We start from the raw sequence: 13,135 nt of genomic DNA on the forward strand, positions 1-13,135 counted from the left end.
CGCGTCAGGCCGCGCGGGCCTTCTTCAGCGCTTTGGTGGCCTGCTTCTTCGACATCTTGTGGCAGTCGAGCTTGCCCATGCGGTGGATCACCACCGGGCACCGAAGGCAGCGCGTCGATTTCCGACAGCACTTCTTCTTCGGTTTCATGTCTGCGATCCGGGTGGGATCCTTCTTACCCATGACCTCAGTTTAGCGCAGGCTAACCATAAAACTGCATCGTGGAAATCGCGCAGACCCGGGCACTGCCGCTACCCTTACAAAGTTCAAACCACGCCCCGGCGCACGCGCGCCTGACGGCGCGTGGGCGTCAACGTGATGAAAGAGACCTTAGTGAGCGCAGTCCCCAACTTCCGCAACGTCGCGATCGTGGCGCACGTCGACCACGGTAAGACCACTCTGGTCGACGCGATGCTGCGTCAGTCAGGTGTGTTCGGCGAGCGCGCCGAACTCGTCGACCGCGTCATGGACTCCGGCGACCTCGAACGTGAGAAGGGCATCACCATTCTCGCGAAGAACACCGCCGTGCACCGCCGCCAGCCCGACGGCACCGAGTACGTCATCAACGTCATCGACACACCCGGCCACGCCGACTTCGGTGGCGAGGTGGAGCGTGCACTGTCGATGGTCGACGGTGTGGTCCTGCTCGTCGACTCGTCCGAAGGCCCGCTGCCGCAGACCCGCTTCGTGCTCCGCAAGGCGCTCGCGGCGTCGCTGCCGGTGATCCTCGTGGTCAACAAGACCGACCGTCCCGACGCTCGCATCGGCGAGATCGTCACCGAGGCGCAGGATCTGCTCCTGGACCTCGCGTCGGACCTCGACGACGAGGCCGCCGAAGCAGCCGAGCTCGCACTCGAACTGCCGGTCCTGTTCGCGTCCGGCCGTGCAGGCGTCGCAAGCACCGAGCAGCCAGCCGACGGCTCCGTGCCCGACGGCGAGAACCTCGACCCGCTGTTCGACGTCCTCATCAACAGCATTCCCGCGCCCAAGGGCAACGTCGACGCTCCGCTGCAGGCGCACGTCACCAACCTCGACGCATCGCCGTTCCTCGGCCGCCTCGGTCTGGTCCGCATCCACAACGGCACCCTCCGCAAGGGACAGCAGGTGTCGTGGTGCCGTGAGGTCGACGGCGAACAGGTCATCGAGAAGGCCAAGATCACCGAGCTGCTGGTGACCCTCGGCGTCGACCGCGCGCCCGCGGACGTCGCCGTCGCAGGCGACATCGTGGCCGTCGCGGGCATGTCCGAGATCATGATCGGCGACACCCTCGCCGATCCGGAGAACCCGGTCGCACTGCCGCGCATCACCGTCGACCAGCCGGCCATCTCGGTCATCATCGGCACCAACACATCGCCGCTCGCCGGCCGCGTCAAGGGCCACAAGCTGACCGCCCGCATGGTGAAGGACCGCCTCGACAGCGAACTCATCGGCAACGTGTCCCTCAAGGTCGAGGACATCGGCCGTCCCGACGCGTGGGAGGTTCAGGGTCGTGGTGAGCTCGCACTCGCCATCCTCGTCGAGCAGATGCGCCGCGAGGGCTTCGAGCTGACCGTCGGCAAGCCGCAGGTCGTCACGCGCAAGGTCGACGGCAAGACCTACGAGCCGTTCGAGAACCTGACCGTCGACGTCCCCGAGGAGTACCTCGGCGCCGTGACGCAGCTCCTCGCCGCGCGCAAGGGCCGCATGGATCAGATGAACAACCACGGCAGCGGCTGGGTCCGCATGGAGTTCGAGGTGCCTTCGCGTGGCCTCATCGGTTTCCGCACCGACTTCATGACCGAGACGCGCGGCACCGGCATCGCCAACGCGGTGTTCGCCGAGTACGGCCCGTGGGCGGGTGAGATCCGTGCACGCCACACCGGTTCTCTGGTGTCCGACCGTGCGGGCAGCGTCACCCCGTTCGCCATGATCCAGCTCGCCGACCGCGGCACGTTCTTCGTGAACCCGGGCGACGACAGCTACGAGGGCCACGTGGTGGGCATCAACCCCCGCCAGGAAGACCTCGACATCAATGTCACGCGTGAGAAGAAGCTCACCAACATGCGTCAGTCGTCGGCCGATGTCATGGAGACTCTTGCGAAGCCGATGGAACTCGACCTCGAGGCCGCCATGGAGTTCTGTGCCGCCGACGAGTGCGTCGAGGTGACGCCCGAGGTGTGCCGTGTGCGTAAGGTCAATCTCGATGCGTCGACCCGCGCCCGCGAGCGTTCGCGGGCCAAGGCGCGTGACGCGAACGCATAACGAGAGGTCTGGTGGATGAGGGTCGGTTCGTTGCGTAGAAGCGTGCTCGCGCTTGCGCTCGCAGGGACGGTCGGCGTGACGGCCACGGCATGCATGGCCGACCCTCCACCCCCGGTCCGGGAGACGCTGCCGACGACCACTCCCAACGAGTACCCGGATGAGCGGACCGTGTACGTGGCGACCGACTCGATCGGTTCGGGGTTCAATCCGCACGTCGGCTCGGACCTCGGTTCGGTGACGACCGCCGTCGCCGCACTCACCCTGCCGAGCGCCTTCACGCCGGTGCAGACGCCGCAGGGTGTCCAGTGGCGACTCAACGAGGCGCTTCTGTCGTCCGCCGAGGTCACGTCGGAGGCTCCGTTCACCGTCGACTATCACATCGTCGACGACGCGCAGTGGTCCGACGGACTGCCCGTCACGGGCGACGACTTCGCATACCTGTGGCAGCAGATGTCGCGTCAGCCGAACGTCGTCGCTCCGGCCGGATACCGTGCGATCACCGACGTGAAGACCAGTGGTGGCGGCAAGCAGGTCACGGTCACGTTCGACGCGCCGTATCGCGCGTGGCGTGAGCTGTTCACGTCGCTGCTGCCCAGTCACACGCTCAAGTCGAAGCAGAACGGCTTCCAGACCGGCATGGACGAAGGCAAACCGGTGACGGCCGGCCCGTTCGCGATCTACTCGATCGACAGGTCCCGCGACGAGGTGCGCCTGATCCGCAACGACCGCTACTGGCGCAAGCCGCCGGAGATCGACCAGGTGGTGCTGCGTCGTGCGGGCACTGCACCGCAGATGGCGCAGACCATCCGCAACGGCGACTCCACGATGGTCTCTCTGACCGCGGGACCCGCATCGGCCGCAGAGGTCGGGGCGATTCCCGGAGTGACGACCGCCCGCAGGCCCGCAGTCCGCGGACTCACCGTGAACGCGAACACACGCTCGGCGACGATGTCGTCGCTCGCCGTCCGCAAGGCGGTGTTCGGGATGCTCGACGCCGGACTCATCCGTTCCGCCGCGGCAGGAGACACCGTGGTGACGCCGTTCGCGAACACCGTCTTCGCGCCGTCCAACACCGGATACACCGACGTCCGGCGCCCGCGACCGGGCGTCGACCAGATCCGTGAACTGCTCGCCTCCGCGGGCTTCCGCCCCGGTCAGGTGGTGCAGCGTCCCGTACCGACGACGCCGGGCACGTCCTCGTCGAGCGCGGTCCCGTCGACGTCGCCGACCCTGGTGCCAGGCGATGTTCCCGGACTTCCGTACGGTGTCGCGCCGTACACCAGAGACGGCCAAGACCTCGTGGTCCGGATCGGCGCGGTCAACTCCGACGAGTCGGTGATGTCGGCTGCCGAGACGATGGCCGACCAACTCCGCGCCGCAGGAGTGCGCGCCAGCGTGCAGGGCATGTCGAACACCGAGCTGTACGGTGCTGCACTGCGCAACGCCAGGGTCGACCTCGTGGTCGGCTGGACCGGACTCGGAGCAGACCCCGCGACCTCCCTCGCTTCGCAGGTGGGATGCGCCGCCCCGAAGGCGGGCACCGAGGCCGGCGCCCACAAGTCCGACGACGACGAGGACCCGGCCGCGGACGCGAGTGTGCTGCCGACACCGAGCGGTGCACCGACCTCCACGACTCCGGCCGCGGGATCGAGCGACGACACGTACACCGGCAACATCTCCGGTCTGTGCGATCAGACGCTGATGGATCTGGCTGTCGAGGCGATGAGCTCTGAGGCGCCCGATGATCAACTCTCGCAGGCAGAGGAACTGCTCGCGGCACAGGCCGTCTACCTGCCGATCTACCAGGACACCGTGCTCGGAGCGTCGACCGACAAGGTGGTCGGAGTGTCGCTCGACGGACCGCCGCAGGTCGGCGTGTTCGGCGACGCGGTCCGCTGGGGTCTCCAGTGACCGGGGCGCCGATGCGTCTGATGCTCCTTCACGCGCATCCGGACGACGAGACGATCATGACCGGCGGAACGATCGCCCGCTACCTCGATGAGGGGGCGGACGTCCGTGTCGTCACCTTCACCCTCGGTGAGGAGGGTGAGGTGATCGGTCAGGAGTGGGCGATGCTCGTCGCCGACGGTGGAGCCGACCAGTTGGGAGGATTCCGCATCGGCGAGCTCGCGGCCGCACTGTCAGAGCTGACGCCGACGGGCGTCGATGCGCCGCGCCCGACGTTCCTCGGCGGCGCGGGTCGATGGCGGGATTCCGGCATGGCCGGGACCGCCTCCGCGGAGAACCCCCGCGCCCTGTTTCAGGCGACTCAGGACGATCTCGTCGCCGCGCTGCGAGACGAGATCGACCGATTCGCACCGCATGTGATCGTCACCTACGACGCCGCCGGAACCTATGGGCATCCGGATCACAAACGTGTGCACGAGGTGTCCGTCGACGCGATCTCCGAGTCGCGCGCCGCCACCGGTTACCCGCGCAAGGTGTACGAGTCGGTGACCCAGCGGTCAGCGCTGGAGGAGGGCCTGGCCGGGATCGCAACAATTCCGGTGGGCTGGCGGATGCCCGCACCGGGTGAGCTTCCGAGCTATCCCGACCAGGAGATCACCGCGGCCGTCGACGTGTCGGCCGTGCTCGACCGCAAGGTCCGCGGCCTCGCGGCGCATGCGACCCAGGTGATCGTGGCGCCGTCGGGCACCGAGTACGCGTTGTCGAATCTGATCGCGCAACCCATCGGGACCGCTGAGCACTTCATCCGCACCGACGTGGACTCTCCGGAGTTCGAGAGCGATCTGTTCGAGGGGATCCGATGATCGCGGGCGACCGCGTTGAACTCGCCGTTCTCACGGTCTGCGGATTCGTCCTCGGTGTGGTCACCGTGTTCTATCTGAACGTCCTCGTGGGAACGGCGCCGCTGCCGGTCAGTGCGCTCGCCGCGGCAGTCGGCAATGTCGTCCTGCTGCAGCTCGCGGCGCAGATCACCGGCTCGCCCTGGCGATACGCGCCGCTGATCGCGTGGGTGCTCGTCGCGCTGGTCGCTCTGCTGCCGGGCGTCAACGGCAACGGTGCGCTGATCTACGACTGGCGCGCTCTTCTCCTGCTGTTCTGCGGGGTCGGCGTGCCTGCGCTCGCGCAATCGATGAATCGGTTGAATCACCTTTGAGCCGACGGCGGACGCCGCCCGTCATCGATCCGTGTCTACCATCGGTAGAGTGACGTCTTCCGATTCTGTCAGCGGGGCGCAGACTCCGACTCGGTCGGCGATGCGACGCGCTCTGCGCCGTGCTGCCGACGCGACACCCCTCAACGTCGACGAGGCGGCCGTCCTGCTCGCCGCCCGCGGCGACGACCTGACCGCCCTGATGGAGGCCGCGGCCCGTGTCCGCGACGCCGGCCTCGACGCGGAGGGCCGGTCCGGGCAGGTCACGTACTCGCGCAAGGTGTTCATCCCGCTCACCCGACTGTGCCGTGACCGCTGCCACTACTGCACGTTCGTGACCGTCCCCGGCAAGCTCAAGCGCGACGGTCACGGCATGTTCCTCGAACTCGACGAGGTCGTCGCCATCGCCCGAAACGGTGCGGCGCTGGGATGCAAGGAAGCCCTGTTCACCCTCGGCGACCGACCCGAGGACCGGTGGCCCGAAGCCGCACAGTGGCTCGACGAGCGAGGCTACGATTCGACCCTCGACTACGTACGCGCTGCGTCGATCCGCGTGCTGGAAGAGACCGGTCTGCTCCCACATCTGAATCCCGGCGTCATGAACTGGGAGGAGATCAACCGACTCAAGCCGGTCGCGCCCAGCATGGGCATGATGCTCGAGACGACTGCTCGCAGGCTGTTCACCGACAAGGGGGAGTGCCACTACGGCAGCCCCGACAAGGATCCGGAAGTCCGGATGCGAGTCCTGACCGACGCCGGTCGACTCTCGGTCCCGTTCACCACGGGCATCCTCGTCGGGATCGGTGAGAACCTCACCGAACGGGCCGAATCACTGTTCGCGATCCGCAAGTCGCAGAAGGCGTTCGGGCACATCCAGGAAGTGATCGTCCAGAACTTCCGCGCAAAGCCCGACACCGCGATGGGCTCGGCGCCCGACGCCGACATGGACGAGTTCATCGCCGCGGTCGCGGTTGCGCGCATCGTGCTCGGTCCTGGCATGCGGATTCAGGCTCCGCCGAATCTCGTGTCGGCCGACGAGTGCCGCGCGCTCGTCGCTGCGGGCGTCGACGACTGGGGTGGCGTGTCGCCGTTGACACCCGACCACGTCAATCCCGAACGCCCGTGGCCCAACCTGGACACGCTCACCGAGATCACGGCGTCGGCCGGGTTCACGCTCACCGAACGGTCGGCGGCCCAGCCGAAGTTCGTGCTGGCGGGCTCGCCGTGGATCGATCCGCGTATCAGCCGTCACGTCGCCGCACTCACCGATCCCGAGACCGGCCTGGCCCGCGACGTCCGACCGGAGGGCCTGCCGTGGCAGGAGCCGGACGAGGAGTGGGCGTCGTCCGGACGCGTGGATCTGAACACCGAGATCGACTCCGACGGCCGCAACACCGATACCCGCAGCGACATCGACAACGCATTCGGCGATTGGGACACCATCCGCGAGCAGGTTCTCGAACTGGCCTCCGGCAGTGCACCTGAACGACTCGGGTCCGACGTCGCGTCCGCGCTGCGGCACGCGGAGAACGACCCGGCCGGCCTGTCGGACGACGAGTATCTGGCGTTGGCCACCGCCGACGGTCCCGGACTCGAAGCCCTCGCCGCACTCGCGGACTCGATTCGTGCAGACGTCGCCGGTGACGACGTCACGTACGTGGTCAACCGGAACATCAACTTCACCAACATCTGCTACACGGGCTGCCGGTTCTGCGCCTTCGCACAGCGCAAGGGCGACGAAGACGCCTTCACTCTGTCGGCTGCCGAAGTCGGAGACCGCGCCTGGGAAGCCCACGTCGCCGGCGCGACGGAGGTCTGCATGCAGGGCGGCATCGACCCAGAGCTGCCTGTCACCGGATACGCGGACCTCGTCCGGGCGGTCAAGGCCAGGGTTCCGTCGATGCACGTCCACGCCTTCAGTCCGATGGAGATCGTCAACGGCGCCTCCCGCGGCGGACAGTCGGTACGTGAATGGCTCACCGCGCTCCGCGAGGCGGGCCTCGACACGATTCCCGGCACCGCCGCCGAGATCCTCGACGACGAGGTCCGCTGGATCCTCACCAAGGGCAAGCTCCCCGCGTCGGCGTGGATCGATGTGATCACCACGGCGCACGAGGTCGGCCTGCGGTCGAGCTCCACGATGATGTACGGACACGTCGACGCTCCGCACCACTGGGTCGGTCACCTCAACGTGTTGCGCGGCATCCAGGACCGGACCGGTGGTTTCACCGAGTTCGTCCCGCTGCCGTTCGTGCACCAGTCGTCACCGCTGTATCTCGCCGGGGCTTCGCGGCCCGGCCCGACGCAGCGCGACAACCGAGCCGTCCATGCACTGGCTCGGATCATGCTGCACGGTCGGATCGACAACGTGCAGACCAGCTGGGTCAAACTCGGTGTCGACGGAACTCGTGCGATGCTGCGTGGCGGTGCGAACGACCTCGGCGGCACACTCATGGAGGAGACGATCTCCCGGATGGCCGGCAGCCAGCACGGATCGGAGAAGACGGTCGCCGAACTCCATGACATCGTCGCCGGCATCGGGCGCACCCCGCGGCAGCGGACCACCGAGTACGGGACGGTCGACGCGTCGAGTGCCGTCTCGCTTCTCTGATCCTGCTCCTCGGGCGAGCCTGCCCCTGCGCCTCGAGCGAGCCTGCCCCTGCGCGTTGAGTGAGCGTGCCCCCTGCTCCTTGAGCGAGCTTGCGAGTCGAAAGGTCCGCACCATCACCGCAAACGTGCTCGTCGTCGCCCCTGAGCAAAAATCCGCCCAGGTCAGCGTGTACTGATTCTCGCTGAGGTGGCACGCAGCGATAGTCTGGACGGGTGCGGTCGGAGACGGCCGCGACAGCGTGCTGCCCGATGCGATCAGCCCTCGCGCCGAGCAGGAATGAAATAGAAGGAGAACCGACGTGACTTACATCATCGCCGAGCCGTGTGTCGACGTCTTGGACCGTGCGTGCGTCGAAGAGTGCCCGGTCGACTGCATCTACGAGGGCGGTCGGATGCTGTACATCCAGCCCGATGAGTGCGTGGACTGCGGTGCGTGTGAGCCGGTGTGCCCGGTCGAGGCGATCTTCTACGAAGACGACGTGCCGGACGACTGGGAGCCCTACGTGTCGGCGAACGTCGACTTCTTCGACAAGCTCGGTTCTCCGGGCGGCGCCAGCAAGGTCGGCAAGACCGAGTACGACCCGCCGTTCATCAAGGGCCTGCCCCCGATGGGCGAAGAGGACTGATCTCGACGTGACTCGCTCCGTGAACCGGCTTCGCCCGGTCAGCGCCGGACTGCCCGACTTCCCGTGGGACACGATCGCAGGCGCGAAGGCGCGGGCCGCGGAACATCCCGACGGGATTGTCGACCTGTCGGTCGGCACGCCCGTCGATCCCGTCGACCCGCTGATCCGGGATGCGCTGGCGGCGTCGTCGGAGTTCCCGGGTTACCCGGTGACCGTCGGCATCGTCGAACTGCGCGAGGCGGCAGTCGGAGCACTGTCACGTCGCTTCGGTGTCACGGGGCTCGACGTGTCGTCGATCCTGCCGGTGGTGGGAACCAAGGAAGCCGTTGCGGGCCTGCCGTCTCAGCTTGGCGTGCCCGCGGGCGCGACCGTCGTGATCCCTGAGGTCGCCTACCCGACGTACGAAGTGGGTGCGCTGCTCGCCGGTGCGAACCCGGTCCGTGCCGATCGTGTCGAGGACTACGGCGACGACGTCCCGGCTCTGATCTTCTTGAACAGTCCGTCGAACCCGACAGGGCGTGTGCTGTCCGTCGAGCACCTCCGTGGGGTCGTCGAGTGGGCGCGTGAGCACGGGTCGGTCATCGTGTCGGACGAGTGCTACCTGGGCCTCACCTGGGAGGGGGAGGCGCTGTCGGTGCTGCACCCCGACGTGTGCGGTGGCGACCACACCGGACTGATCGCGATGCACTCGCTGTCGAAGGTGTCGAACCTCGCCTCCTATCGTGCTGGCTTCCTCGCCGGCGACCGAGAGTTGATCGCCGAACTGCTCGCCGTTCGCAAGCACGCGGGCATGATCGTCCCGTTCCCGATCCAGGGCGCCACCGTCGCGGCACTGAACGACGACGCCCACGTCGACGCCCAGCGCGAGCGTTACCGCGCTCGTCGCGACCAGCTGCGGGATGCGGTCCTGGGCGCGGGATTCACGATCGACCACTCGGAGGCCGGTCTGTACCTGTGGGCCACTCGCGGAGACGACTCGCGCGCCACTCTCGACTGGTTTGCCGAGCGCGGCATCCTCGTCGCTCCCGGCGACTTCTACGGGCCCGCAGGCGCCCGCCACGTCCGCATGGCGATGACCGCCACCGACGAGCGCATCGCTGCCGCCGTCGCCCGCCTGGGCTGAACTTGCCGCTGACCGCTCACGGAAGATAGGCGTTCCCCACGACGACCCACATGTTCTCGCGGTAGGCATGTGTGGCGGCATTCGCGAATAAGGAGACTTTCAATGATCCCGGATCACCAGCTTCTGGATCTTCGATTCCGTAGTGCGACAGCGAATCGGCGGCGATTCGAGCGATCGCCTCTCCGTCCTCGTACGGCCCGGCAGCCGAGTTGCCGGAATGCCAGGTGCTGAGGTCGGTACAGAAGAGTTCGGAGGCGAGGCCCAATACGTCCGGATCGTCGCCTGTGAACTCTGGTGCGTTGTCAAGAATGTGCCAGAGATAGGTCTGACGGAGATCGAGATCGATCAACGGCGCCCCGACCACGCCGTAGCCTCCGACCACGAGCGCACTCACGAGAATCGCACTCAACCAGATTTGAACCGAAACGGCCCCGCGACGCGACGTTGGCAACGGCGATGGGTGTTGAGGTCGAAGCATCGCGCTATCGCTGTCCACGGTTGATGGTGAAGCCGAGGGAAGTTAGCGGTTGAAGCGGTGTGGTGGATGACTCACCGCTTGTCGCGAAGAGCAGCGTCTGACCGTCGGTGAGCGTTCCGACGGCGTAATAGGTGACGAATCCCGTCGAAGTGTCTGTCATCAGACCGTAACTGCTGCTGTAGGTGCCGATGTACAAGTACTGACGTTCGGCCCGAGACGCGCAAATGCCTCCGCTGTCGGAGTTCTCGAAGCCTGTACGCGCGCCGTTCCGAAACGATCCCGGTTCGCATACAGCATCGAGAGCCTCGTCGAGGCTGGCTCGCTGCGTCGCTTCGGTGGTCCGGGTGTTCGTGCGCTTCGGGTCGTCGCCTCCGCTGGTTGCGATCAGAGTGATCACCAGAACAATGACTGCGGCTGAGCCGATGGCGACGAGCACCAATGGATTCTTCCGCCAGGGTGGTGCCGGCGGAACGGGGCCGGTCGGATGATGATTTGGAGGTCCTGGGACGTGGGGCGGTCCGCCGCGGTGCGGTTGGCGATGCTGCTGTGGGAACCGCTGTGGCCGCGACATTCCAGGAGCGGGCTGCCCGGTCGGGGGCCGGAACGGCGGGGGCTGACTGTTCTGCATTCTGTCCTCACGGCGACATTCATTACGAACAACATGTTGTGCTCAATTCTGCGTGAATGTACCGGTTGGTCGAATCGTTCATCCGACCGGAGGACAGGGTCTATCTTGGCAGTGTCTGTCGGTTGTGGGCGCGCATAGCCTCGTTGAGCTCGACGCCATCGCCCCCTCCATGGCGGGTCACCTCGACGGCACCGTGGTGTTGTTGCGGCGGAACTGGAGCCACCATCGAGATGCCGAGAGCGTCGGCGTTGATCGGAGATTCAAATACGGGCGACCGTTGCGCGATCTAAATTAGTCAACTAGACTAAAAATATGAACAGGGAAGAGCTAGAGGCCCGGAGGGCGGTCGCAGACGCACGAACGGCGGCCGACCTCTTCGGTCCGGCCGATGGATCGCGGCGGGACGGACGTCGGGAGTTCCGCAGGCTGGCGGCGCTGCTGCACCCGGATCGCGGCGGCGACGTCGGCGCCTTCGAGAAGCTGACGGCCCTCTACGACGAGTGGCGTGCGCCGGCTGGGACGATCGTCGGCCGCCGTGGCGAATACACACTGGGAGCGGCGGTGCAGGGGAGCGTGAGCGTCGTGTACTCGGCGGTGTCGGAGACTGGGGCACCCGTCGCGGTGAAGGTGCCGCGGTCGGCGTCGCCCTTCGCGCAACGGGAGCGCCGGACGCTCCGCGCTCTAGCCCGCTTCACCGACGACCCGGCGAACGCGTGGCTCGCGCCGTATTACCCGCAGTTGCTCGACTCCGCTGTCGCCGACGGCGGCAGGCACGTCAACGTCCTGTCCGCGCACGGACGGGCGCAGGGCTTCGTCGACCTGTCCGCGGCGGTACCCGCCGGCGGGCTCGACGGCCGGGACTGGGCGTGGATCCATCGCCGGCTCCTGCGAGCGGTGGCCGGTGCGCACGCGGCAGGCGTCGTCCACGGGGCGATCGTGCCGGAGAACGTCCTCATCCACCCGGAGGGCCACGGTGTGGTCCTGGCGGGGTGGTCGTTCGGCTCCGAGCCGGGCGACACGCTCCCCGGGCGGATCGCGTCGCGCCGCGATCTGTATCCGCCCGACGACACCGAATCTGCAGGTCCGGAACTGGACGTGTACATGCTGCACGCCACGATGCGACTCATGCTCGCATCCGACGAGCGGCGACAACGGGCATTCGCAGTCGGCTGCATGCAGACATCGCCGCGGATGCGACCCGACGTCGTCGGCCTCCTCGACGAGTACGACGACCTGCTCGACGACCTGTACGGACCGCGGACCTTCCGGCGGTTCCCGTACACCGTGAGCGCCTGACGGCGTTCGCGTCCACCCGAGAAGTGAAGGAGAGTCACCATGGGAAACGGATACTGGAGCGACGACGCGTACCGTGCCGCCGCCACCTTCCGGGCACGTACGGGCTCGGCGGACTTCGCCTACAGCGCGTCCACCAAGTCCCGGCCGGCCAGCGAGTGGAAAGCGCACCCCGACCTCGACCCGCTCGACGTCGGCGTGCGCGAGTCCCGGGACAGCGCCGAACACCCGCAATCGACGCCGATCGTGGTGATGTTCGACGTCACCGGGTCGATGGGCTCGGTTCCCGTCGCGATGCAGAAGCAGCTGTCCAAGCTGCACGGCCTGCTGCTGCGGAAGGGTTACGCGACCGATCCGCAGATCATGTTCGGCGCGATCGGCGACGCCGAGACCGACTACGTCCCGCTGCAGGTGGGGCAGTTCGAGTCCGACAACCGGATGGACGACCAACTGCGCAACATCCTGCTGGAGGGCAACGGCGGCGGGCAGAAGACCGAGTCGTACGAACTGGCCGCGTACTTCCTCGCCCGGCACACGGCGACCGACGCGTGGGACAAGCGCGGACGCAAGGGTTACGTGTTCCTCATCGGCGACGAGATGAACAAACGCTCGTTGAAAGCCCGTCACATCCGTGAGGTGATCGGCGACGAGGTGCGCCGCGACCTCGACCCGCGTTCGGTGTACCGCGAGCTGCAGAAACGGTGGGAGGTGTTCTACATCCTGCCGCGGCAGACGAGCTACTACGACGATCCTCAGGTCCGCGGCCACTGGCAGGACATCTTGGGTGAACGCGTCCTGTTCCTGGAGGACCCGAACGCGGTGTGCGATCTGATCGCCGTCACCGTCGGGATGCTGGAGGACGTCGTCGACCTGGACGACGGGCTCGCCGACCTCGACGACGTCGGGGCAGGCACCGCGGGCGTCGTCGGAAGTGCGCTCGCACGGCTGTCGGACACCGTCGGGCGGGTCCCGTCCCGCCTGCCGGCGGGCGTCGCGGGCGCCGACGACCTGATCTGACCC

General features: G+C 67.2%; 12 protein-coding genes. 9 read left to right on the forward strand and 3 right to left on the reverse strand.

The window, feature by feature from the left end; genetic code table 11:
• Positions 1 to 4: 4 nt before the first annotated feature.
• A complete protein-coding gene (locus WFK36_RS03900) occupies positions 5 to 181 on the reverse strand; it encodes a hypothetical protein (RefSeq protein ID WP_008378259.1) in 177 nt (58 codons plus the stop codon).
• Positions 182 to 331: 150 nt separating this feature from the next.
• On the opposite strand from WFK36_RS03900, the gene typA reads away from it, so the two are divergent.
• The 7 genes from typA to dapC all read left to right on the forward strand — a co-directional run bounded on the left by typA (position 332) and on the right by dapC (position 9,716).
• A complete protein-coding gene (typA, locus tag WFK36_RS03905) occupies positions 332 to 2,239 on the forward strand; it encodes a translational GTPase TypA (RefSeq protein WP_008378256.1) in 1,908 nt (635 codons plus the stop codon).
• A 15-nt stretch (positions 2,240 to 2,254) separates the two neighbouring features.
• Positions 2,255 to 4,150 carry an ABC transporter family substrate-binding protein gene (locus tag WFK36_RS03910; protein WP_336789852.1) on the forward strand — a complete coding sequence of 632 codons (1,896 nt, stop codon included), beginning with the start codon at positions 2,255 to 2,257 and terminating at the stop codon, positions 4,148 to 4,150.
• On the forward strand, positions 4,147 to 5,010 hold the full coding sequence (gene mshB, locus WFK36_RS03915) for an N-acetyl-1-D-myo-inositol-2-amino-2-deoxy-alpha-D-glucopyranoside deacetylase (RefSeq protein WP_336789854.1): 864 nt from the start codon (positions 4,147 to 4,149) through the stop codon (positions 5,008 to 5,010). The genes WFK36_RS03910 and mshB overlap by 4 nt, the downstream gene beginning before the upstream one ends.
• Positions 5,007 to 5,360, forward strand: coding sequence for a hypothetical protein (locus tag WFK36_RS03920; RefSeq protein WP_336789856.1), 354 nt, complete (start codon positions 5,007 to 5,009; stop codon positions 5,358 to 5,360). Before mshB ends, WFK36_RS03920 begins: the two co-directional genes overlap by 4 nt.
• A gap of 49 nt (positions 5,361 to 5,409) precedes the next feature.
• Positions 5,410 to 7,968, forward strand: a complete 2,559-nt coding sequence (locus WFK36_RS03925; RefSeq protein ID WP_336789858.1) for a bifunctional FO biosynthesis protein CofGH — start codon at positions 5,410 to 5,412, stop codon at positions 7,966 to 7,968.
• 298 nt (positions 7,969 to 8,266) lie between these two features.
• Positions 8,267 to 8,593 (forward strand): ferredoxin, encoded by a 327-nt coding sequence (fdxA, locus tag WFK36_RS03930; RefSeq protein ID WP_008378248.1) that lies wholly within the window; start codon positions 8,267 to 8,269, stop codon positions 8,591 to 8,593.
• Positions 8,594 to 8,600: 7 nt separating this feature from the next.
• Positions 8,601 to 9,716 (forward strand): succinyldiaminopimelate transaminase, encoded by a 1,116-nt coding sequence (gene dapC, locus WFK36_RS03935; RefSeq protein ID WP_008378246.1) that lies wholly within the window; start codon positions 8,601 to 8,603, stop codon positions 9,714 to 9,716.
• Between the two features lie 16 nt (positions 9,717 to 9,732).
• On the opposite strand, the gene WFK36_RS03940 is transcribed toward dapC, so the two are convergent.
• Both WFK36_RS03940 and WFK36_RS03945 read right to left on the reverse strand, forming a co-directional pair.
• Positions 9,733 to 10,212 carry a hypothetical protein gene (locus WFK36_RS03940; RefSeq protein ID WP_336789861.1) on the reverse strand — a complete coding sequence of 160 codons (480 nt, stop codon included), beginning with the start codon at positions 10,210 to 10,212 and terminating at the stop codon, positions 9,733 to 9,735.
• The gene (locus WFK36_RS03945) at positions 10,199 to 10,630 is read right to left on the reverse strand and encodes a hypothetical protein (RefSeq protein WP_336789863.1); all 432 of its coding nucleotides are present in this window, start codon (positions 10,628 to 10,630) and stop codon (positions 10,199 to 10,201) included. The genes WFK36_RS03940 and WFK36_RS03945 overlap by 14 nt, the downstream gene beginning before the upstream one ends.
• 504 nt (positions 10,631 to 11,134) lie before the next feature.
• Between WFK36_RS03945 and WFK36_RS03950 the strand changes: the two genes are divergently transcribed.
• On the forward strand, positions 11,135 to 12,118 hold the full coding sequence (locus WFK36_RS03950; RefSeq protein ID WP_336789865.1) for a hypothetical protein: 984 nt from the start codon (positions 11,135 to 11,137) through the stop codon (positions 12,116 to 12,118).
• Positions 12,119 to 12,157: 39 nt separating this feature from the next.
• The gene (locus WFK36_RS03955) at positions 12,158 to 13,132 is read left to right on the forward strand and encodes a hypothetical protein (protein ID WP_336789867.1); all 975 of its coding nucleotides are present in this window, start codon (positions 12,158 to 12,160) and stop codon (positions 13,130 to 13,132) included.
• The last annotated feature ends 3 nt before the right edge of the window (positions 13,133 to 13,135 follow it).

Source organism: Gordonia malaquae (genome assembly GCF_037148075.1).
GTDB classification, from domain to species: domain Bacteria; phylum Actinomycetota; class Actinomycetes; order Mycobacteriales; family Mycobacteriaceae; genus Gordonia; species Gordonia malaquae.

Coding starts and splice junctions, on each gene's coding strand:
- WFK36_RS03950 (WP_336789865.1), top strand. CDS start 11,135: ATGAACAGGGAAGAGCTAGAGGCCCGGAGGGCGGTCGCAGACGCACGA.
- WFK36_RS03920 (WP_336789856.1), top strand. CDS start 5,007: ATGATCGCGGGCGACCGCGTTGAACTCGCCGTTCTCACGGTCTGCGGA.
- WFK36_RS03900 (WP_008378259.1), bottom strand. CDS start 181: ATGGGTAAGAAGGATCCCACCCGGATCGCAGACATGAAACCGAAGAAG.
- WFK36_RS03910 (WP_336789852.1), top strand. CDS start 2,255: ATGAGGGTCGGTTCGTTGCGTAGAAGCGTGCTCGCGCTTGCGCTCGCA.
- WFK36_RS03955 (WP_336789867.1), top strand. CDS start 12,158: ATGGGAAACGGATACTGGAGCGACGACGCGTACCGTGCCGCCGCCACC.